The 20,811-nt window shown below is 72.4% G+C and carries 17 protein-coding genes; 11 read left to right on the top strand and 6 right to left on the bottom strand.

All coding sequences use genetic code 11. The annotated features are described in order from the left end of the window. Positions 1 to 50: 50 nt before the first annotated feature. The gene (locus EDD34_RS19025) at positions 51 to 848 is read left to right on the top strand and encodes a hypothetical protein (protein WP_123815961.1); all 798 of its coding nucleotides are present in this window, start codon (positions 51 to 53) and stop codon (positions 846 to 848) included. Positions 849 to 876: 28 nt separating this feature from the next. On the opposite strand, the gene EDD34_RS19020 is transcribed toward EDD34_RS19025, so the two are convergent. The 3 genes from EDD34_RS19020 to EDD34_RS19010 all read right to left on the bottom strand — a co-directional run bounded on the left by EDD34_RS19020 (position 877) and on the right by EDD34_RS19010 (position 2,554). Beyond that, the gene (locus EDD34_RS19020; protein ID WP_123815960.1) at positions 877 to 1,206 is read right to left on the bottom strand and encodes a hypothetical protein; all 330 of its coding nucleotides are present in this window, start codon (positions 1,204 to 1,206) and stop codon (positions 877 to 879) included. 165 nt (positions 1,207 to 1,371) lie between these two features. Continuing rightward, entirely contained in the window at positions 1,372 to 2,247 is an 876-nt protein-coding gene (locus tag EDD34_RS19015; protein ID WP_123815959.1) for a helix-turn-helix domain-containing protein, read from the bottom strand. Between the two features lie 79 nt (positions 2,248 to 2,326). Beyond that, positions 2,327 to 2,554, bottom strand: coding sequence for a hypothetical protein (locus EDD34_RS19010; RefSeq protein ID WP_246012569.1), 228 nt, complete (start codon positions 2,552 to 2,554; stop codon positions 2,327 to 2,329). Positions 2,555 to 2,781: 227 nt separating this feature from the next. On the opposite strand from EDD34_RS19010, the gene EDD34_RS19005 reads away from it, so the two are divergent. From EDD34_RS19005 to EDD34_RS18970, 8 genes are all read left to right on the top strand, one after another. Further along, entirely contained in the window at positions 2,782 to 3,363 is a 582-nt protein-coding gene (locus EDD34_RS19005; protein ID WP_342774855.1) for a sigma-70 family RNA polymerase sigma factor, read from the top strand. Then, positions 3,360 to 4,202 carry a hypothetical protein gene (locus EDD34_RS19000; protein ID WP_123815956.1) on the top strand — a complete coding sequence of 281 codons (843 nt, stop codon included), beginning with the start codon at positions 3,360 to 3,362 and terminating at the stop codon, positions 4,200 to 4,202. The genes EDD34_RS19005 and EDD34_RS19000 overlap by 4 nt, the downstream gene beginning before the upstream one ends. A gap of 88 nt (positions 4,203 to 4,290) precedes the next feature. After that, entirely contained in the window at positions 4,291 to 5,673 is a 1,383-nt protein-coding gene (locus EDD34_RS18995; protein ID WP_425462367.1) for a M18 family aminopeptidase, read from the top strand. 371 nt (positions 5,674 to 6,044) lie between these two features. Next, a complete protein-coding gene (locus EDD34_RS18990; protein WP_123815955.1) occupies positions 6,045 to 7,646 on the top strand; it encodes a helix-turn-helix domain-containing protein in 1,602 nt (533 codons plus the stop codon). Between the two features lie 6 nt (positions 7,647 to 7,652). Further along, complete coding sequence (locus tag EDD34_RS18985) at positions 7,653 to 8,390, top strand: HAD family hydrolase (RefSeq protein ID WP_123815954.1); 738 nt, start codon at positions 7,653 to 7,655, stop codon at positions 8,388 to 8,390. 118 nt (positions 8,391 to 8,508) lie between these two features. Beyond that, positions 8,509 to 10,803, top strand: coding sequence for a sodium-translocating pyrophosphatase (locus EDD34_RS18980; protein ID WP_123815953.1), 2,295 nt, complete (start codon positions 8,509 to 8,511; stop codon positions 10,801 to 10,803). Between the two features lie 223 nt (positions 10,804 to 11,026). Then, positions 11,027 to 12,676 carry a DUF7059 domain-containing protein gene (locus tag EDD34_RS18975; RefSeq protein ID WP_123816666.1) on the top strand — a complete coding sequence of 550 codons (1,650 nt, stop codon included), beginning with the start codon at positions 11,027 to 11,029 and terminating at the stop codon, positions 12,674 to 12,676. 146 nt (positions 12,677 to 12,822) lie between these two features. Next, the gene (locus tag EDD34_RS18970; RefSeq protein WP_246012568.1) at positions 12,823 to 13,773 is read left to right on the top strand and encodes a LysR family transcriptional regulator; all 951 of its coding nucleotides are present in this window, start codon (positions 12,823 to 12,825) and stop codon (positions 13,771 to 13,773) included. 29 nt (positions 13,774 to 13,802) lie between these two features. Here EDD34_RS18970 and EDD34_RS18965 read toward each other — a convergent pair whose 3' ends face one another. Further along, positions 13,803 to 14,999 (bottom strand): hypothetical protein, encoded by a 1,197-nt coding sequence (locus tag EDD34_RS18965; RefSeq protein WP_123815952.1) that lies wholly within the window; start codon positions 14,997 to 14,999, stop codon positions 13,803 to 13,805. A gap of 220 nt (positions 15,000 to 15,219) precedes the next feature. Between EDD34_RS18965 and EDD34_RS18960 the strand changes: the two genes are divergently transcribed. Both EDD34_RS18960 and EDD34_RS18955 read left to right on the top strand, forming a co-directional pair. Next, entirely contained in the window at positions 15,220 to 16,353 is a 1,134-nt protein-coding gene (locus EDD34_RS18960; RefSeq protein ID WP_123815951.1) for a S1 family peptidase, read from the top strand. A gap of 226 nt (positions 16,354 to 16,579) precedes the next feature. Further along, the gene (locus tag EDD34_RS18955) at positions 16,580 to 18,058 is read left to right on the top strand and encodes a S1 family peptidase (protein ID WP_123815950.1); all 1,479 of its coding nucleotides are present in this window, start codon (positions 16,580 to 16,582) and stop codon (positions 18,056 to 18,058) included. 209 nt (positions 18,059 to 18,267) lie between these two features. Here EDD34_RS18955 and EDD34_RS18950 read toward each other — a convergent pair whose 3' ends face one another. Together EDD34_RS18950 and EDD34_RS18945 are read right to left on the bottom strand one after the other, a co-directional pair. After that, entirely contained in the window at positions 18,268 to 19,860 is a 1,593-nt protein-coding gene (locus EDD34_RS18950) for a sensor histidine kinase (protein WP_211341639.1), read from the bottom strand. Further along, the gene (locus tag EDD34_RS18945) at positions 19,857 to 20,666 is read right to left on the bottom strand and encodes a response regulator transcription factor (RefSeq protein ID WP_123815949.1); all 810 of its coding nucleotides are present in this window, start codon (positions 20,664 to 20,666) and stop codon (positions 19,857 to 19,859) included. Before EDD34_RS18945 ends, EDD34_RS18950 begins: the two co-directional genes overlap by 4 nt. Between the last annotated feature and the right edge of the window lie 145 nt (positions 20,667 to 20,811).

The raw sequence follows: 20,811 nt of genomic DNA, 5'->3' as shown, positions 1-20,811 counted from the left end.
GGGCCGGTCTTGCCGCCGCACTCGAGGAGATGTCCCGGAGGGGCGCAGCGATGGCACCGCCCCATGAGGACGCCTATGCGGCGGTGCGCGGCCGGGTCCGCACCCGCAGGGTGGCCAAGGCCGCCGGGGCCGGGATGATGTCCGTGGCCGCGGTGACGCTCGTGGCCACCGGCGCGCTGTACGACCCGCCCCACGACCTGGGTTACGCGCCAGGTGTCGCGGGGTTCACCACCGCTCCCGAGGTGCTCGGGCTGGGCGCGCACGGCGAGGCCGATCTGATGCTCGGATTCCAGCCGCCCGGCTGGGAGGGCAGCCCGATCGCCTGCGGCGACCGCCTGCCGGCGCGGTTCCTCCCCGGCGCGGGCGAGGGTCCCGCCGACGCCGCGCCGGTGGACGCCGACGCCTCCCCCGACGCATACGGTCTGCGCATCACCGACGTGCGGCGGAACACGCTGGCCGTCACCCGCGTCGCGAGGTCGTTGCCGGACGACGTGCTGGCGGGCCCTCTCTCCTACGTCTGGACCCAGGACGGCCGGGTCGTGTCGCTCCCGGTCGACGCCGTGCAGGACGCGACCGTGGGCGTCGAGGACTTCACCCAGTACGACACGCCGTCCACCCGGTCCGCCTGCCTGGGCCACGACGGTTCGGACGAGGAGGTGAGCGGGCCGACGGCGGAGCCGCCCGAGCTGCCGGCCGGCACCTACGAGGTGCGCGCGTACCAGTACCTCGTCCCGACGGGCGTGTCGGATGCGGGTGCCGTGGACCGCGCCGTCGAGGACCCGTCGTCGTGGAGCGCCGCCGTGACGATCACGCTCACCGAGGACGGAGTGCTGCTCCCGGCCGGGTGACCTCCCCGTGTCCCGGCGGGTCCGGCGCCTACCTGTCGCCGAACCGCGAGACGTCGGTCAGCTCCTCCTCGGCGTAGTCCCACCGCCGTGACCTCGGAACGTGGGCGGTCAGCTTCGGCCGGCCGATCCACCAGCCCGTGTCACCGTCGCATCGCGGTTTCCGGTCGGCGGGCTCGCCCTGTGCGATCCAGTGGTAGCGGCGGGTCTCCTCGACCCACGTCAGCACCGTCGCCTTGCCGCACATCATGCACGCGGCGTGCTCACCCCGGAACGACCGCTCTCCCGGCGGGATGTCGCCGGCCGCGCCGTCGGCGTGCGGAGGGGCCGTGTCGTCGTCCCGGTGGCCCTGCGGAGTCATGGGGTACCACCGCGCGGCCATCGGCACACGAAGTGGTGCCGCGGGGCGAGGCGGACGGCCGGGATGCGCACCACGGAGTGCGTGTCACCGGTGTTGACCTGCGTGCAGACCGAGCGCATGCCTGTGGATGCTAGTTTCGCCGGCGGCGTGGCGCACGGAACTTTCTCAATGTTTCTCGTCGGTTCGCCGGGCGGCGACCTGCTGTGCGGCCCGGCGCAGTACCGCACGCGCTCGCTCGCCGTGCACGGCGGCGCTCTCCAGCGCCTCGAAGGCGGTGGCGTACGCCTCGATCTCGGCGGCCTGGGTGAGCTGCAGGAGCGCGGAGACCGTCTCGACGACGACCTGCCGGTCGTCGTAGATCCCGAAGGGGTGCTTCGGCGTCACGATCAGCGGCTGGTCGAACGGGATGATGCCGAAGCGGACGTTCGGCAGCTTCGTGGCCTCGCGGAGCCGGTCGATCTGGCCGAGCATCGCGTCCGGAGGGCAGAGGTTGTAGAGCAGGACCGCCTCGGTGACGACGATCCGGAACTGCTTCGACGGGTTGCGCAGCACATCCTGCCGGCGCATCCGTGCCGCGACGGCCTCCGCCAGATCCGTCCTCCCCCAGGCCCTGCTCACCCGCTCCAGGATCGCGCCCGCGTACTCGGGCGTCTGCAGCAGGCCGGGCACGATGCCCGACTCGTACCCGCGGAAGAGGCGTGTCTCCTCCTCGCGCCGCGCGACCGCGTTCTGCGTCGACGCCATGCCGCCGCGCAGCACGCGTTCCCATTCCTGATGGCGCGTCTGGAGCGTGTGCAGTTCCGCCAGGAGTGACTCGACCTGGTCGGCGCTGTTCGTGGCCACGCACCACGCACGGACGTCGTCATCCGTCGGCGGCTGGTGCGCGTTCTCGATCTTGGAGACCTTCGACCGCGCCCACGCCAGGGACTCGGCGAGCTGCTGCCCGGTCATCCCAGCAGCTCGCCGGAGGTCGCGCAGACGTGCACCCAATGCGGTGCGTCCCTCGCGGATGCGAGGGCTCAGCGCGGTGGTGCGCGGCACGGGCATCTCTCTTCTATCCGGCAAGAAATGACATTACCGAAGACAAGGTATCCGATGCCCGAGCAGGGGATGAACCACACTAAAGGCTGGCGACCCGCTGGTATCTTCTCGCCCACATCACCAGCACCTCTTCTGGTACCTCAATGATGTCCTCATGCTCCGGTACGTCGCCCACCTCCTGGCGCACCTGGGCATCTCTCACCTTCCAGCCCTGGACGATGTACGTCGCCCGGTCGGTACGGTCCGTCGCGAAGAGCGTCGGGGAACCGTCCTGTTCCGAAGCGGGATCCTTCCCGAGAAATCGCACGTGCACGAGCATCCTCCCCTGTTCACTGGCTTTCCAGGGATCATCACAGTGCCACCCCGCACGGACCGCGCATGGGTGTGAAGGGCGAATCCGGCGTCGGTCACCTCGTCTCCGCGCCACCCCGCACCACCCACCTCCGAACGCCGGGACAACGATCCCCGGCCCCCGCGCGTCATGATCAATGTGTCCGGCCGGACGGGCCGGAGGAACCACGGAGGTGACGCATCGTGGCGTGGGAGGACGAGCTCGGCGAGCTGATGGCCACGCGCGGCAACGCGCTGGTCCGCTATGCCTACATGCTCTCCGGCGACCGCGCGCTCGCGGAGGACCTGGTGCAGGACGCACTCGTCAAGGTCTTCTCGCGGCTGCGCGGGCCGGCCGGCCGCGCCCGCCGCCCGGCCGGGAGTACGAAGGGAACGCGCGTGCACACGCTGGACGGCTCGCCGCTCGAGAACGCCGAGGGCTACGTGCGGCGCGCGATCCTCACCCTCTACCTGGACGGCTACCGCAAGCGGCAGCGCTGGTACGACATCAAGCACCTCCTCGCCGACGACGGTGCCGGCCGCGGGGCCGACGCCGCCGCCACCGCCCGGGTCGACGTCATGTCGGCGCTCGCCAGGCTCGGGCCGCGGCAGCGAGCCTGCGTGGTGCTGCGCTACTTCGACGACCTCACCGTCCCGCAGATCGCCGACGCCCTCGGCACCGCGCAGGGGACGGTGAAGCGGTACCTGTCCGACGCCACCGACCACCTGCGGGACCTGCTCCGCCCCGACGATCTCCACCCGGCCGAAGGGAGGGCCGCCCGATGAACAGCAACCTGCCCGAACGCGACGACGCGGACTTCCTTTCCGGCGCACTGCGGGGCGCGGCGGACGCGATGCCCGGAGGCGAGGCGAAGGAGATGCACCTGCAGTTCGGCGTCGTCCGCGATCGCGTCCACCGGCGCCGCGCCACCAAGATCGGCGGGATCGGGGTGACGGCGCTCGCCGTCACCGGCGGGCTCGCGGTGGGTGCCGCGCAGTTGTCGATGTTCGACGACGAGGCCCTGCTCCCCGCGAACCCCTCGCCGTCGGACAGCACGGTGGAGCCGGGCCCGGTCGCCGAGGACACGGTCCTGAACGGGTACCTGCCCGCCGAGATCTACGAGAACACCGGCCTGTACTGCGGCGCCGGCGCGGAGTCGATCGGCCGGGCGGCCGGCGCCGCGCGGGTCGTGTTCGAGGGACCTCCGTACGCCGCCGGAGAGGGCGACGCCGCGACCGCGTACGTCGGGCTGGAACTCCCGGCGCTCTCGAGGTCCGGCGGGGACGCCCTCGACCTCGAGCCCGCCGCCGTGTGGATCCGGGACGGCAGGATCGTCAGCCTGAGCCGGTACTTCGACCCGGAGCCGCCGCAGGTGACGTACGACGCGTCGGGACTGGCCCGGACCGACATCCGGCTCGACACCGTCAACGCCTGCGATCCTCCGGAGGGCGCCGAGGACGCGGCGTCGGACGAGCCCGTCGTGTACGAGCAGGTGCTCGCGGCGGGTGAGTACCAGGTGGTCCCGGTCCTGTGGACCGACATCACGGCCGGCGCCGCGGACTACGTGACGGGCGAGCCGATGGCGGTCGAGGTCCTGCCGGACGGACGGGTCGCCACGGAGTGAACGGCGACCGGCGGCACGTACCGGGGCTGGCACCTGTCGATCGAGCCCGACGGCACCTGGCGCACCTTCCGATGCGGATAATGTGCGCGTGAGTCCTCAGAATTCGAACCCGCCCCTGCCGCCCTCGATCCCGCCGCGCCAGCCCGCACCGAAGGCAGCCAAGCAGCACGTCGAGGACCTCGGCGCGTTCGTGGCCGCGTCACCGTCGTCGTACCACGCGGCCGCCGAGGTCATGCGCCGCGCCCGGGTCGCGGGCTTCGTGGCGCTGGACGAGAGCGACGCCTGGCAGGTGGTGCCGGGCGGCCGGTACGTCGTGGTCCGCGACGGTTCCGTGATCGCGTTCGCGATCCCGGCCGACGCCGGCCCCGAGGCACCCTTCACGATTCTCGGCGCCCACACCGACTCCCCGGGCTTCAAGCTCAAGCCCAAGCCGACCACGGGCGCGCACGGCTGGTGGCAGGCCGGCGTCGAGGTGTACGGCGGGCCGTTGCTCAACTCGTGGCTCGACCGCGAGCTCGAGCTCGCGGGCAGGGTGGTGACGACCGAGGGCACCGAGCATCTCGTCCGCACGGGGCCGCTGCTCAGGATCCCGCAGCTCGCGATCCACCTCGACCGCGGGGTGAACGACGACGGGCTCAAGCTCCAGGCGCAGCGCCACACCCAGCCGGTCTGGGGGCTGGGCGACCTGTCGGGCGCGGACGTGGTCGCGGAGCTCGCGCCGCAGGCGGTGGACCCGGCCACGATCGCGGGTTACGACATCGTGGTCGCGGACACCCAGCCGCCGCGCACCTTCGGCGCGGGGCAGTCGATGTTCGCCTCGGGCCGCCTGGACAACCTGCTGTCCACCCATGCCGCGCTGACCGCGCTGCTCGCCCGTGTCAACGGCGGGAAGAAGGGGAGGCAGGGTGCGGCGTCGTCCGCCGGCGCCGCCGCCGGGCACGACCGGATCGCCGTGCTCGCCGCCTTCGACCACGAGGAGATCGGCTCCGCGTCGCGGTCGGGCGCGGCCGGCCCGTTCCTGGAGGACGTGCTGGGCCGGATCCACGCCGCTCTCGGCGCGTCGGCGGAGGACCGCGCGCGGTCGTTCGCGGCGTCGCTCCACGTGTCGTCCGACGTCGGGCACGCGGTGCACCCCAACTACCCGGAGCGGCACGATCCGGCGAACCGTCCGGTCGCGGGCGGCGGACCGATCCTGAAGATCAACGCCAACCAGCGTTACGCGACCGACGCGCACGGTGCGGCAGCCTGGAACGCCGCGTGCGTGGCGGCCGGTGTGCCGAGCCAGGAGTTCGTGTCGCACAACGACGTCCCGTGCGGGTCGACCATCGGTCCGATCAGCGCGACGCGGCTCGGCATCCGCACCGTCGACGTCGGCGTGGCCCTCCTGTCGATGCACTCGGCTCGCGAGATGACCGCCGTGGTCGACCCGTGGTACCTGTCCCGGGCCATGACGGCGGTCCTGGCGGGCTGACGCCGCCGTTGCCCCCTGCCGCCTGCGCGGTTTCCGCCCTTTCCGGTACCGTGCGAGCGGCTCGGCCCGCTGGCCTGCGGCGACGGGTCGGAATGTCTTCCCGTGAGCGGGTGAATTCTTGGCCTGTTCGTCATGCACGCACCCCTTCACGGTGATATCACGGAAGTAATCTGCCCAGTCGATGAGCGATTTGACGAATCATCTGGGAAAGTCGGTCATACAACGACAACGTCATGGGTTGCCAACAGGGGGAGGCTGGCGAAATGCCCGGTAGCAGAAAGTCACGAACGTGCGCTCGATGCGGTTGCGTGTTGAGCCGATACAACTCGGAGGAGCAGTGCGCCGCGTGCCGGCGGACCGAACGCGTCCCGGTGGTCGAGCTTCCGACCGTCCCGGGGCACGTCTGGGACGACGCAGGGGTGCGTTCCGCGCTCGAGGACTGGGACTTCGGCCAGGTGAGCCGGATGGTTCGCCAGCTCGTCCCGCTGCGCCAGGAGGACGTCGCCGCCCTGACGGGGCTGAGCCAGTCCTACCTGTCCATGCTCGAGTGCGGTGACCGGAAGCTGACCGACGTCGCCCGCGTGGTGCAGTTCCTCTCGGGGCTGGGTACCCCGGTGGACCTGGTGCGCCTGCCGCTGCCGGGGGCTTCGCGCGGCGACGTCGCCGCCGACGCCGACCGGTCCGCGAACGGCCGGACCGCTGCCGGAGCCAGGCCCGCCACGGGCTCCGCGGCGGCCGTGAGCAGGAGGAAGGTCGACGCGGCCCGCAAGGTCGCCGCGAAGCAGGAAGGCACGGCCGACAACGACGTCGTGCCGAGCCTGACCGACCCGATGCTGGACCCGGTCGAGCCGTGGACCAACGACCGCCTGACGCTCGCGCTGCGCGCGGCGCTCCGGACCGACGTCTCGGTCGCGGAGCCGGGCACGGCCCTGCAGTACGCCGAGCCGAACCCCGGCAACGCGGCGGTGCTCAGCGGCCTGACGCTCGCGGCCTACGTGCACCACTGGGGAACGGAGGAGACGGAGCTGCTGCGGCGGACCGTCGGCGGGGCGCGGGTGACGCAGCAGATGTGCGATCACCTCCAGGGGACCACCGACCAGCTGCGGATGATGGACGCCGGTGCCGGCAGCGGTAGTGTCGCGGACATGGCGCGCGCCCACCTCGCTCTCGTGCTGCGGGCACTGGAGCACGGGAACTTCGACGAGTCGGTCGGGCGCCGTCTCGCGGGTGTCGCCGCGGACACGGCGGCGCAGGCCGGGTGGTACGCGTTCGACGCCGACCGGCACTCGGCGGCGCAGGCCTACCTGCTCGGTTCGCTCCGGGCGGCACACACGGCGCAGGATGCCCGCCTCGGTGCGGGTGCCCTGTCCTACCTGGCTATTCACGCCTACGCCAACGACCGGCCGCGGGACGCGATCGTCGCCGCCCAGGCCGGCCGGCAGCAGGTCCGCGGCTTCGACGTGCCCCACCTGGAGGCCGTGCTGCTCACGCGGCAGGCCCGAGGGCACGCGCTGCTCGGCGAGCGCGAGGCCGTTCGCCGCGCGCTCGGTACCGCGGCCGAGCTCTGCGTGAAGGGCCCGGGCAAGGACGACCCGCACTGGATCTACTGGATGAACGAGGGGGAGATCCACGGGCAGACGGCGTCGGCGAGCCTGGCCATGGGCGACACCGCCGCGGCGGTGCAGTCGTTCGGGCGGGCGGCCGAGGGCCTGAACCCGACCGAGCAGCGTACCCGGGGGCTGATCCTGTCCCGGGCCGCTCAGGCGTATGCCCGGGCGGGCGACCTCGACGCGGCCTGCGCCACGGGCGGCGAGGTGGTGACACTGGCCGAGCGCGTGCAGTCGGCACGGCTGCGCAAGCACCTCACCGACGTGGCCGGTGACGTGCGGACCGCCGCTCGCCGGACCACGCGCGGTCGCTCGCACGCGGGGGCGCGCAACCTCACCGAGCGGATCGCCCTGCTGGCGCAGTGAGGTGAGATGAGCTCCCGTTCCACGGCACGCGGGGAACACGGCACCATCCTGCTGCTGTGGGACATCGACCGAACCCTGATCTATGTGGGTGAGGTGGACCGCACGGCGTATCGCGAGGCGTTCGAGGAGGTCGTCGGACGCCCCGCGAGGCGCTTCCCGGCGCGCGGCACGGGAATGACCATGCCGCGCGCCGTCCGTGGGCTGCTGCTGGACAACGGCGTGTCCGAGGGCGACGTCGAGCACCTGCTGCCCCGGATGCTGAAGGTGGTGCCGGAGCGGCTGGCCGCGCACGAGGACGACATGCGGCGTGACGGTGTCCTCATGCCGGGAGCGAGGGCAGCCGTCACCGCCGTCGCGGCGGACGGCCGGTTCGCGCCGACCGTCGTCACCGGGAACCTCGAGCTGAACGCCCGCCTCAAGCTGCGGGTGTTCGGGCTCGACGGGTACGTCGACCCCGACGCGGGTGCGTACGCGTCCGACGACGAGCACCGCCCCGCGCTCGTCAGGATCGCCCAGAACCGTGCGGCGGAGCGCTATGGTGCGCGCTTCACGCGGGAGAACACCGTGATCGTCGGTGACTCCCTCGAGGACGTGCGGACCGGCGTCGAGGGCGGGGCGCGCGTCGTGGGGGTGGCGGCCGGCCGCACGTCGTCGGCGGCGCTGCGCGAGGCCGGGGCCGACGCCGTCCTCCCGGACCTGACCGATGTCGGCCGGCTGCTCACGGCGGTGGATCCCTCCCGCTAGTGACCGGTGTCACATGCGGGTACACTCGCCCCATTCCCGCCGCCAACGTTGCCGGCGGGACGTTCCCTACCTATCAAGGGTCATGACCTGTTCATGAAATCCCCGTCGAGGAGGACGGATGCTCACACTCGGCTCCACCAGCATCACCGTGGTCGCGGTGATCGCCCTCATCGCCGTAGGCGCACTCGCCTGCGCGTTCGTGCTGCGCAGACAAGTGCTCGCCGCTCCTGAGGGCACCCCGAAGATGCAGGACATCGCTCAGGCGGTGCAGGAGGGTGCCTCGGCCTATCTCAGCCGGCAGTTCCGCACGCTCGCCCTGTTCGCGGTGGTCGTGGTCGCGCTGCTGTTCCTGCTTCCCGGTGACACCGGGATCCGGGTCGGCCGGTCCGTCGCGTTCCTGTTCGGCGCGGGCTTCTCCGCGGCGATCGGCTACCTCGGCATGTGGCTGGCGGTGCGAGCGAACGTGCGCGTCGCCGCCGCGGCGACGCGCCCCGGCGGACGCGCGGAGGGCGCCCGGATCGCGTTCCGCACCGGCGGCGTCGTCGGCATGTCGGTGGTGGGTCTCGGCCTCCTCGGCGCCGCGCTCGTCGTGATCATCTACCGCGAGGAGGCGCCCGGCGTCCTGGAGGGCTTCGGGTTCGGCGCGGCGCTCCTCGCGATGTTCATGCGCGTCGGCGGCGGGATCTTCACCAAGGCGGCCGACGTCGGCGCCGACCTGGTCGGCAAGGTCGAGCAGGGCATTCCGGAGGACGACCCGCGGAACGCCGCCACGATCGCCGACAACGTGGGGGACAACGTCGGTGACTGCGCCGGCATGGCGGCCGACCTGTTCGAGTCCTACGCCGTGACGCTGGTGGCCGCCCTCATCCTGGGCAAGGCCGCGATGGGCGAGCAGGGCCTCGTCTTCCCGCTGATCGTCACCGCGATCGGCGCGTTCGTCGCGCTCCTGGGCGTGTTCATCACCCGCGTGCGCGGCTCGGAGAGCGGGCTCACGGCGATCAACCGGGGCTTCTACGTCTCCGCGCTCGCGGGTGCGGTGCTGGCCGGGGTCGCGGCGTTCGTGTACCTGCCGGGTTCCTTCGACCAGCTCAACGGAACCGCCGAGCTCGGCGACGTCAGCGCGCTCGACCCGCGCGTCGTGGCGGCCGTCGCCGTCCTGGTGGGCGTGGTCCTGGCGGGCGTCATCCTCTGGATCACCGGGTACTTCACCGACACGAACAAGAAGCCGACCGCGCACGTGGCGGCGACCTCGCGCACCGGCGCGGCGACCGTGGTGCTCGCGGGCATCGGCGTGGGCTTCGAGTCGGCCGTGTTCACGGCCGGCACGATCGCCGCCGCGATCTGCGCGGTGTTCCTGCTGGCCGGCGGGTCGGTGTGGCTCGCGCTGTTCCTCGTGGCGCTGGCGGGCTGTGGTCTGCTCACCACCGTGGGTGTCATCGTCGCGATGGACACGTTCGGTCCGGTCAGCGACAACGCGCAGGGGATCGCGGAGATGTCCGGCGAGGTGGACGAGGAGGGCGCGCAGATCCTCACCGACCTGGACGCCGTCGGGAACACCACCAAGGCCATCACGAAGGGCATCGCCATCGCGACGGCGGTGCTGGCGGCGACCGCGCTGTTCGGCTCGTACGCGGAGGCGGTCACCCACGCGCTGAGCGAGGTGGAGGAGCGGGGCAGTGGCCTCGTCCTGTCCATGCTGGACTACGAGATCATCAGCCCTGTCACCCTCGTGGGCGTGATCCTGGGTGGTGCGACCGTGTTCCTGTTCTCGGGCCTGGCGATCGACGCCGTGACCCGCGCGGCCGGGGCGATCGTGTTCGAGGTGCGGCGCCAGTTCCGGGAGCACCCGGGCATCATGACGTTCGACGAGCGCCCGGAGTACGGCCGCGTGGTCGACATCTGCACCAAGGACTCGCTGCGCGAGCTCGCCACGCCGGGCCTGCTCGCGGCCTTCGCACCGATCGCCGTCGGCTTCGGCCTCGGCGTCGGGCCGCTGGCCGGCTTCCTGGGCGGCGCGATCGGCGCGGGTGTGCTCATGGCGATCTTCCTGGCGAACTCGGGTGGCGCCTGGGACAACGCGAAGAAGATCGTCGAGGACGGCCACTACGGCGGCAAGGGCTCCGAGGCGCACGAGGCGACCATCATCGGCGACACCGTCGGCGACCCGTTCAAGGACACCGCGGGCCCGGCGATCAACCCGCTCATCAAGGTCATGAACCTGGTGGCCCTCCTGATCGCGCCCGCGGTGGTGGCGCTGTCCGTCCCGGCGGACGCCAACCACGGGCTGCGCATCGCCATCGCGCTGGTCGCGGCGGGTATCGCGCTCGGCGCGGTGGCCTGGTCGAAGATCCGTGCGAACCGGGAGAACGTCGCCTCGGAGGAGAGCGAGGAGAAGGCGTCCGCGGTGGTCTGACCGCCGGTGCGCGCGTGGCCGGTCGCGGGATGACCGGCCGGGTTCCTTGATCGGTCCTTCGGTGGTGACCGGCAGCTCGAGCTGCCGGTCACCACCGAAGGACCGATCGTCGTTCACGCACGGTTCCCGCCGGACGCTACGGCGGGCAGTGACGCGGTCCCGGGCCCGGCGCCCGAGATCGGGGCGGGTGCGGGAGGATGGCAGCGTGCCTGCCTCTCTCCCGATGACCGCGCCCGCCCCGCACGTCGACACCGCGCTCGTCCGCGCGCTCCATGGTGACCTCGACACCAGCGGATACGACGTCGACGGGGTCGAGGACCTGCTGGGCCCGGTAGCTTCGGCGGCCTTGCACCGCGAGCAGGCCGTGCCCGCGCGCCGGGTCGCGGAACCGCTCGTCACCAAGGACCCGCGCGCCACGCTCGCGACCCTCTTCCTGCTCGGCGGAGTGGTCCCGCGGTCCGCGATCGACCGCGCGCTGCCCGCCGTCGGTACCGGCGGCGCGGAGCGCCTCGGCCTGGTCCGGTCCGCCGGTTCGGGGCCCGACGACGAGGTCCGCGCCGCCATCGACCTGCGCCCCTACGCCGCCACCGACGCGTCGGGCGACGTGCGCTGGTGGCTCGCCTCCGACCTCGGCGAGGTGGCCACCGGGTCCCGGCTCCCCGCCGACCACGTGCTCGGCGCGGGCGGCGCCTCCCTCACGCTCGCGCAGATCACCACCCGCGATCCCGTCACCCGCGCGCTGGATCTCGGCACCGGCTGCGGCATCCAGGCCCTGCACACCGCCCGGCACGCCGGAGAGGTCGTCGCCACGGACATCTCCCGCCGTGCTCTCGCCTTCACCGCGTTCAACGCGGCGCTCAACCTGCGTGACGCCGGGCGGCTGGACCTGAGGCGCGGGTCCATGCTCGACCCGGTCGAAGACGAGCAGTTCGACCTCGTCGTGTCCAACCCGCCGTTCGTCATCACGCCGCACTCCGGTTCCGCCGGCGTGGCCGTACGGGAAGCGCTCGGGGACTACGAGTACCGCGACGGCGGCCGCGCGGGGGACGATCTGGTCCGCGAACTGGTCACGGGTGTGGGCAGCGTGCTGGCTCCGGGCGGGGTCGCGCAGATGCTCGTGAACTGGGAGCACCGCCGGGGCCAGGAGTGGGAGGAACGCGTCGGCGCGTGGCTCGACGCGGCGCACGAACGGTACGGGCTGGACGGCTGGGTGATCCAGCGCGAGGTACTCGACCCCGCCGAGTACGCGGAGACGTGGATCCGCGACGGCGGCACCACCCCGGACCGCGAGCCCGAGTCCTGGTCGGCCGCGTACGAGGCATGGCTGGACGACTTCGCGTCCCGTGACGTCGAGGCGGTCGGATTCGGCATCGTGACGCTGCGGCGGCCTGGCCCCGACGGCGGTGCGGACGGTTCGCCGGCCGGGGGCGACGTCGTCCGTGGCGGCGGGAAAAGGCTGCGTCGCCTGGAGGAACACAGCGGATCGGTGCGTCAGCCGCTCGGCGCTCATCTCGGCGCGGTGCTCGCCGCACATACGTGGCTCGCCACCCACAGCGACGATGATATGGCGGTAACCCGCCTCGTTGTGGCCGCCGACATCACGGAGGAAAGGTATCTGACACCTGGATCGGCCGATCCGAACGTCGTGATCCTGCGGCAGGGCGACGGCCTGGGCCGGGGCGTGCAGGCGTCGTCGCCGCTGGCCGCGCTCGTCGGGGCGTGCGACGGAGAACTGACGGTCGGCCAGATTATCGGCGCGCTGGCGGCGCTCTTCGAGGTCCCGGCAGGTGAACTCGGTGCGGAGGTGCTGCCCGCCGTGCGTGGTCTTGTCCTGGATGGCTTCCTTGTCCCGGCTGCGAACAACGCTGGGTGACCCCTGGGTGGACACATCGTCATGTGTTGCACCAGGTTTCACCCAGAGTTGGGACTGTTTCCGGCGTGTAACGGTGGGTGGCGGGCATCCGCCAATTGACTCCAGCCACAAGACAGGGGCCCGGACCGGCGATTACTTTCCTTGACGTGGAACTCGACCTGCGCCACCTGCGGATGGTGGTCGCCGTTGCCGAGTCCGGGAGTGTGACCAAGGCCGCCGCTGTCCTTGGCATCGCGCAGCCGGCTCTGACGGCGCAGCTGAACCGCATCGACCGTGCTTTGGGCGGGAGCGTCTTCGTACGTGACCGCAACGGCGCGCGCTCGACCGAGCTCGGCGATCTGGTACTCCGCCATGCCCGCGTCCTGCTGCCCGCCATGGCCACCCTCACCGACGATGTTCAACGACTGGTCAACAGTCAGGATGGTGATCCTGGCGCGCTCCGGGTGGGCGTCGCCGGCAGCGGGCTCGGCGGACTGTTCGTCAACCGGCTGCACTCGGCACTTCCCGGCGCCGACGTGACTACCGTCCTGCCCCGGGGCGACGACCTCGGCGGTGCCCTCGCGTGCGGCACGATCGAGGTCGCCGTGACCGGCATGTGCTCCGACGCGCCGCCCCCGGCGTCCGAATCGGTGACCTGGACGCGGGTGAGTACCGACCCGTTGTTCGTGCTGCTGCACGAGGGGCACGAGTACGCCGACAAACCGGAGGTCACCCTCGCCGAGCTCGCCGAGGAGCAGTGGCTGAGCGTGCCCGACCACAGCTGCCTGGCCTCCTGCTTCGTGTCGGCGTGCGTGCGTGCGGGGTTCGCTCCGAGCGCCGTGGGAGAGGCCGACTGGACCACCGCCGTCGACCAGGTCCGGACGGGCCGTGCGGTCGCGCTCGTCGAGCCGGGGCAGCCGGACCCGCCCGGGGTCCGCGCGGTACCGCTCACCGGGGCGCCGCTGCGCCGCACCCACTACCTCGGCTGGCGCCGCGACGCGCGCGGCCTGCTCGACACGGAACTCATCGAGGACGCCGCGTTCCGTGCCCATCGCGACGCGGTGGCGCGGAGCCCTCAGTACGGCCTGTGGCTGGAGCGCCATCCGAACATCGGGTGACGCTCCGGCACGTCAGGGCGCGTCGCGGATCAGGCGTCGCAGTTCGCGTTCACGTACCGCGTGATGCGCTTGCTGGTCGCGATCATGTCGTCCGTGTCGACCTTGGTGGAGGCGATCTGCGCCGCCTCGGCGATCCCTTCGGCGTCCCCGGCCTTCTTCGCCTCGAGCGCGTCGGCGACGGTGGTGTAGAACCCGTGCGCGGACTCCCAGTCGTCGGCGATCCCCGGCGGTACGTCGTCGACCGCGGCCATCGCGTCCCGCGCCTCGATGAAGCCGGAGCGGACGGAGGCGGGCTCGTCCTCGGAGATTCCGGTCTGCGCGTTGGCGGCCTTGGTCCAGGCGGTCTGCGCCGCCGCGCACTGCTGGGGTGTGGCGGCGAGGTTCTCCCCGGAGTCGAAGAAGCTGGTGGCCCAGCCGACGCCGAGGCCCAGCGCGACGGCCACGACCGCGGCCACGATCAGCACGGCGGGCCGGTCGGCGGACTTCGGCAGCCCCTTGGTCAGGATGCGCCGCACGGTCCTGCCGGACGGCTTCGCCGATCCGGCGGTGGCAGCGCGGCCCCGGGGCCGCGAGCCGGAGCCACCGGAGCGCTTCTCGGGACCGCCGCCCGCCGCGTCGGCGTCGGGCCTGCGCCCGGCCCTGCCCGGCGCGGACCGGCGCTTGGTCCTGCCGCCGGCGGGCTCGTCCTGGGTGCGCGCCGACCGGCGGCTCCGGGTGGGGGCGGCCGGCCCGTCGGCGACGGCCGAGGGCTCCTGAGGCGTGTCGGCCGCGGCCGTTCCTGGGCTCGTGGTGTCCGTTCCCTTGCTGCCGCGCGTCCGGCGGCTGCGGCGGGCCGGAGGTTCGGACGGGACGGTCCCCCAGCCGGGCGCACCGTCGTCGTCCGTCGCGGTACCCGGGTCCGCGGGTGCGGCGGCGCCGAAGGGTGCGGGGGTGTCGGGGGTGTCGGTGCCGCGCGAGCCGGAGTCCGTGCCCGTGGGGCCGAACGGGGAGAAGGGGGCGGGCGACGACTCGGACTCCGCGGGCGACGTCCCCCACGGGTTCGATGCCGCGGGATCCTGGGGGTCGCTGTCCTTCGCGAGGCTCTCGGCCCATTCCAGGGCGCTCGGCTGGGGCGGCTCCTCGCCGTTCGCGAGGCGTTCGGCCCATTCCAGGGCATTACTGGTGGGCGGGCTGCCGGCGCGTGCGCCGGGCCGACCGCTGCGCGAGCGCTTACGCCGTGTCGCCATGACTCGCGAGGATACCTGGATTGCGGGGCGGTACAGGAAGCCCGAACGGTGCGCATCCTGTCACCGTCGGGTGAAACCGGGCGAGGTGGTGACCGACGTCCCGGCGGACATACCGGTTGTGTATGACCTGGGTGCTATCTGTGCTTCTGTCCTGAATCGCCCTACGGTGAGAGCGCGGGTGAAAAATCTAACCCATCCCCCATCCAAGGAGTCACTTGAGATGAGACGAACACACACACGCGCGCTCGTCGCGGCTACCGCCGCACTGACGGTCGTCGGGGGCGCCTGGACCGCGGGCGTCGCGACGGCCGCTCCCGGGCCGAGCCCCGACGCGGCGTCGAAGTACGCGCCGGGCATGCTCGACGCGCTCGAGCGCGACCTGGGCCTGGGGACCGACGACGCGGTCGATCTCCTCGAGGCCGAGGCGCTGGCCACCCAGGCCTCCGAGAACCTCACCGAGGCGCTCGACGAGACCTTCGCCGGCTCGTGGGTCGGGGACTCCGCGGACCTGACGGTCGCCGTGACCGACCCCGCGGACGTGGCGGCGGTCGAGAAGGCCGGTGCCGAGGCCGTCGTCGTCGACCACTCGCTCGACGCGCTGGACGCGTGGACCGCTGACCTGGACGAAGCGCTCGCGGGTGTCGACGGCGTGCCGTCGTACTCCGTGGACGTCGAGTCCAACAGCATCGTGATCGGCGTGCACGACGGTGCGCGGGCCGAGGCGGCCGAGCTCGTCGAGAAGGCCGGGATCCCGGCCGACGCGGTGACCTTCGACGCCACGGACGCGCAGCCGCGACCGCTCATCGACGTCGTGGGTGGCAACCCGTACTACATCGGCAGCGGCTCACGGTGCTCCGTGGGCTTCTCGGTGACCGGCGGGTTCGTCACCGCGGGGCACTGCGGCGGCACGGGTGCCACCACGTCCCAGCCCTCGGGTCAGTTCCGGGTCTCGAGCTTCCCGGGCAACGACTACGGGTACGTCGCCGTGGGCTCGGGCAACAACCTGGTCCCGGGCGTCAACGGCTACGACGGCAACACGTACGCCGTGACGGGCCACTCGGTGGCCCCGGTCGGCTCCACGGTGTGCCGTTCCGGTTCGACGACGGGCTGGCACTGCGGCACGATCCAGGCGCTGAACGCCACGGTGAACTACGCGCAGGGCTCCGTGTACGGCCTGATCCAGACCAACGTGTGCGCCGAGCCGGGCGACTCGGGCGGTTCGCTGCTCGCGGGCAGCTCGGCCCAGGGCATGACGTCCGGCGGCTCGGGCAACTGCTCCTGGGGCGGCCAGACGTTCTTCCAGCCGGTCGGCGAGGCGCTGTCGGCAGCGGGGGTCTCCCTGCTGACCTACTGACGCAGCGCCGGTGACCTCCGGAGCCGCCCCCGGGCGGCGGGACACCGGGAGACGGCGAGGGGTCCGGCCACCACGGTGGCCGGACCCTGGTCCCGCCCGGGCGGTCGTGGTACTTCCATAAAGTCTCTGTATGACCTGAGTGCTATCTGGGCACGGACTTGTCCAGGCTCTAGTGTGATTATGGGTGAAAATCACCCAGCAAACCCCACACAAGGAGTAGCTGGACATGAGACGATCACGCACCAGGGCGCTCGTCGCAGCCACCGCTGCCACGACGCTCGTCGGCGGTCTCTGGACCGCCACCGTCGCAAACGCCTCACCGGTACCCGCACCCGAGTCCGACGCCATCGACAAGTACGAGCCGGGGCTCCTGCGCGCAATGGAGCGCGACCTGGGGCTCGAGGCCGCCGAGGCCGTCGAGCTCATGGAGTTCCAGGCCGACGCCAACATCGCCGCCGACCGGCTGGCCAAGGACCTGGCGGACTCCTACGCCGGATCCTGGGTCGACGGCGCCGAGGCGTTCACCGTCGCCGTGACGGACAAGTCCGAGGTGGCGCAGGTCGAGAAGGCCGGCGCCGAGGCCGTCGTCGTCGACCACTCGCTCGACGCGCTGGACGGCTGGAAGGCCGACCTGGACGAGGTCCTCGCGGACACCAAGGGCGTCCCGTCCTTCTACGTGGACGTGGAGAGCAACCAGCTCGTCGTCGACGTGCACCGGGGCGCCAAGGCCAAGGCGGCCAAGGCGATCCGGAAGGCCGGAATCCCGGCCTCCGCCGTGACCTTCGAGGTCACGAACGCCCAGCCGCGCCCGCTGATCGACGTCGTCGGTGGCAACGCCTACTACATCAACGGTTCCTCGCGTTGCTCCGTCGGCTTCGCCGCGACCGGTGGCTTCGTGACCGCGGGCCACTGCGGCGGCGTCGGCGCCAGCACGACCTCGCCGACGGGTACGTTCACGGTGTCGAGCTTCCCGGGCAACGACTACGGTTACGTCGACGTCGCGTCCGGCAACGCGCTCATCGGCGCCGTCAACAACTACTCGGGCGGCACGGTGAACGTCTCCGGCTACTCGCAGGCGGGCGTCGGGACGTCCGTGTGCCGCTCCGGTTCGACGACGGGCTGGCACTGCGGCAGCATCCAGGCGCTGAACTCCACGGTGACCTATCCCCAGGGCTCCGTGTACGGCCTGATCCGCACCAACGTGTGCGCCGAGCCGGGCGACTCCGGCGGCTCGCTGCTCGCCGGCACGCTCGCGCAGGGCATGACGTCGGGCGGCTCCGGCAACTGCTCCTCCGGTGGCACCACGTACTTCCAGCCGGTGGGTGAGGCGCTGTCCGCCGCGGGAGTCTCCCTGATCACCAACGGTGGTGGCGGCGGCGACCCGGAGCCGGGTGACGACTGCTCCGACTACGAGTCGTCGTTCTCCGGCTCGGCCTCCTCCGGCTCGGCCTACGCCCACCCGAGCGGCGGGTACTTCTACTCGAGCGCGGGCTCGCACGCGGGCTGCCTCGACGGACCGAGCGGCGCGGACTTCGACCTGTACCTGCAGCGGTGGAGCGGCAGCAGCTGGAGCACCGTCGCGCAGGGCATCACGTCGTCGCCCGACGAGACCGTCACCTACTCGGGCTCGTCCGGCTACTACCGCTGGGTCGTGGACGCGTACTCGGGCTCCGGCTCCTACACGGGCGGCTACAACGCCCCGTGATCCGGGTGATCCGGGTGATCCGGGTGGTCCGGCGCCGCACCACACCCACACGGGCTGACGCCGGATCCGGTCCATGATCCGCCGTCCGCCGGGAGCACGGTTCCACCGGACCGGCCGCCCGGCGGACGGAGGGCACCCGAGGCGGCACGGCGCACCCGCGCCGTGCCGCCTCGGCGCCCAGGGCGCCGGGGAAGTGCGTCGCGGTCGTTCTACCGTGCCGGTCGCTCCAACGGGATCGTGACCTCGATGGTGGTTCCCTCACCGGCGGGCCGGTCGGCCACCGCGACCTCGCCCTCGTGGGCGGCGACGATCGCCGTGACGATCGCCAGCCCCAGGCCCGTCGAACCGCCCGCGTGACCGCGTGCCCGGTCACCACGGGTGAAGCGCTGGAAGAGCGTGGCGCGCAAGTCCCCGGGGATACCCGGGCCGTCGTCCGACACCGAGACGACGGCGTGCGTGGCCGGGCCTCCCCGACCCGGTCCGTCTCCTCCCCCGGCTCCCGGTCCCGTCCGGACCGCGACGACGACCCGGGTGCCCTCCGGAGTGTGCATCCGGGCGTTGCCCAGGAGATTCGCCAGGACCTGCCGCAGGCGCGCCTCGTCCCCGCGCACGACCGCCTCGGGCGGGCCGTCGTCGTCCGCCGCGGCGCCGGCGGCACCGTCTTCCGAGCCGGAGCCGGAGCCGTTCGTCCGGACGCCGTCCAGGTCCAGCTCCCAGAGGTGGTCGGGCCCGGCGGCATGGGCGTCGGCGACCGCGTCCGCCGAGAGCGCCACGAGGTCCACGGGCGCCTGCTCCAGGGGTCGGCCGGCGTCCAGGCGCGCGAGCAGCAGCAGGTCGTCCACGAGTCCGCCCATGCGGGTGGACTCGGCCTCGATCCTGGTCAGCGCGTGGTCGACGTCGGTGCCGGGGCGGCGGGCGAGTTCGGCGTACCCGCGTACGGAGGCCAGGGGTGTGCGCAGCTCGTGCGAGGCGTCGGCGACGAACTGGCGGACCTGTGACTCGGAGGCGTGCCGCGCGGTCAGGGCGCGCTCGACGTGTTCCAGCAGCCGGTTCAGGGCGGCGCCGACCTTGCCCACCTCGGTCCGTTCGTCGGTGTGCGCGGCGGGGACGCGGGGGATCACGCCGACCTCGCCCCGGGCGAGTTCGAGGTCCGAGGCGTTCACCGCGGCGACGGCGACCTCGTCCAGGGGGCGCAGCGAGCGTCGCACGAGCCAGGTTCCGACGGCCGCCGCGACGGCCATGCCGCCCGTGCCGATCACCGTCTCGACGGCGATGTAGCGCGCCACCGTGTCGGTGACGTCGCTGGTGGGCATGGCGATGACGGAGGGTTCGCCGTCGGAGGTGGTGGTGGCGACCGCGCGGTGGGCGCCCAGGTCCGGGACGTCCACGGGGTGGGGCCGGTCGTCGGCGGGGACGCTTTCGAGGGCGGTGACCTGTTCTTCGGTCAGGGTGGTGAAGGCGCCGTCGCCGGTGAGGTAACCGGCGCGGGAGACCGTGCCGCCGTCGTACACCATCACGAGCGTCCCGCTGTTCTGGCCGACCCACGGGACGGCCGGTAGTTCCCTGGTGCCCCAGGGTTCCTGGTCGTCGTTCGGCGTCTCGCCGAGCCGGGCGCGGAACGCCGCGGGTGGCGGGGTGGCCGCCCGCTGGGAGGCCTGGGTGAGCTCCGTGTCGAGGCGGGCGGTGAGCTGGGACCGGAGCGCGAGGGTGGAGGCGGTGCCGACCAGGAGGGTGAACGCGAGCAGCACGAGCAGCAGCATCGCGACGAGCCGCGCCCGGAGGGTGGGGGACAGGTGGGTCACGAGGTTCCTGCCGTGCCGGTCCCTGCCGCGTCGCTCCTGGCGGCGGGCTTGAGCACGTACCCCACCCCGCGCAGCGTGTGGATCATCGGCTCGCGCCCCTTGTCGACCTTGCGTCGCAGGTAGGAGACGTACAGCTCGACGATGTTGGCGCGTCCGCCGAAGTCGTAGCTCCACACGTGGTCGAGGATCTGTGCCTTGGACAGCACCTTGCGGGCGTTGCGCATGAGGTAGCGCAGCAGCTCGAACTCGGTGGCGGTGAGGCGGATCTCCGCGCCGCCGCGGGTGACCTCGTGCGACTCCTCGTCCAGCACGAGGTCGCCCACCACCACCGCGGACTCGGGCCGGATCGGTGACGCTCCCGCCCGGCGCAGCAGGCCACGCAGCCGCGCGACGACCTCCTCCAGGCTGAACGGCTTGGTGACGTAGTCGTCGCCGCCGGCGGTGAGGCCGGCGATGCGGTCCTCCACGGCGTCCTTCGCGGTGAGGAAGAGAACAGGAAGGTCGTGGCCGGCGGCACGGAGGCGGCCGAGCAGGGACACGCCGTCGGAGTCCGGCAGCATGACGTCGAGCACGAGCAGGTCGGGGGCGTCCTCGCGGACGGCGGTGGTCGCGGCGCTCGCCGTTCCTGCGGTGGACACGTCCCAGCCCTCGTAGCGGAGGGTCGCGGCGAGGAGCTCGGCGATGCTGGGCTCGTCGTCGACCACGAGGACGCGCAGGGGTGAGCCGTCCGGGCGGGTCAGGTGCGGGTTGCCGGGGGCCGGGACGGCCCTGGTGCCCGACGTGGCCCGGTGCGCGCTGGCGATCATGGACTCCAGTCTTCGCGCGGCGATGGGGGATCGCTGGGGCGAGCCTGTGTCGTGGCTGTGGGCGCGCCTGGCGGTGCGTGACACTGGTCTCGCCGATAGTGTCTGGTCGCCACTCGTGGCGTACCGTGAGTTTTTCCGGCGTCGC

Origin of the sequence: Myceligenerans xiligouense (assembly GCF_003814695.1) — a bacterium.
In the GTDB taxonomy this organism is placed as follows: domain Bacteria; phylum Actinomycetota; class Actinomycetes; order Actinomycetales; family Cellulomonadaceae; genus Myceligenerans; species Myceligenerans xiligouense.
Note: the sequence above shows the minus strand (reverse complement) of the source record. Positions and strands in the feature narration are given on the sequence as shown.

What these genes read in the sequence shown, in the direction of transcription:
- EDD34_RS18955 (WP_123815950.1), top strand. Translation starts at nt 16,580, where the DNA reads ATGAGACGATCACGCACCAGGGCGCTCGTCGCAGCCACCGCTGCCACG.
- EDD34_RS18985 (WP_123815954.1), top strand. Translation starts at nt 7,653, where the DNA reads ATGAGCTCCCGTTCCACGGCACGCGGGGAACACGGCACCATCCTGCTG.
- EDD34_RS18960 (WP_123815951.1), top strand. Translation starts at nt 15,220, where the DNA reads ATGAGACGAACACACACACGCGCGCTCGTCGCGGCTACCGCCGCACTG.
- EDD34_RS18980 (WP_123815953.1), top strand. Translation starts at nt 8,509, where the DNA reads ATGCTCACACTCGGCTCCACCAGCATCACCGTGGTCGCGGTGATCGCC.
- EDD34_RS19000 (WP_123815956.1), top strand. Translation starts at nt 3,360, where the DNA reads ATGAACAGCAACCTGCCCGAACGCGACGACGCGGACTTCCTTTCCGGC.
- EDD34_RS19020 (WP_123815960.1), bottom strand. Translation starts at nt 1,206, where the DNA reads ATGACTCCGCAGGGCCACCGGGACGACGACACGGCCCCTCCGCACGCC.
- EDD34_RS18975 (WP_123816666.1), top strand. Translation starts at nt 11,027, where the DNA reads ATGACCGCGCCCGCCCCGCACGTCGACACCGCGCTCGTCCGCGCGCTC.
- EDD34_RS18965 (WP_123815952.1), bottom strand. Translation starts at nt 14,999, where the DNA reads ATGGCGACACGGCGTAAGCGCTCGCGCAGCGGTCGGCCCGGCGCACGC.
- EDD34_RS19025 (WP_123815961.1), top strand. Translation starts at nt 51, where the DNA reads ATGGCACCGCCCCATGAGGACGCCTATGCGGCGGTGCGCGGCCGGGTC.
- EDD34_RS18945 (WP_123815949.1), bottom strand. Translation starts at nt 20,666, where the DNA reads ATGATCGCCAGCGCGCACCGGGCCACGTCGGGCACCAGGGCCGTCCCG.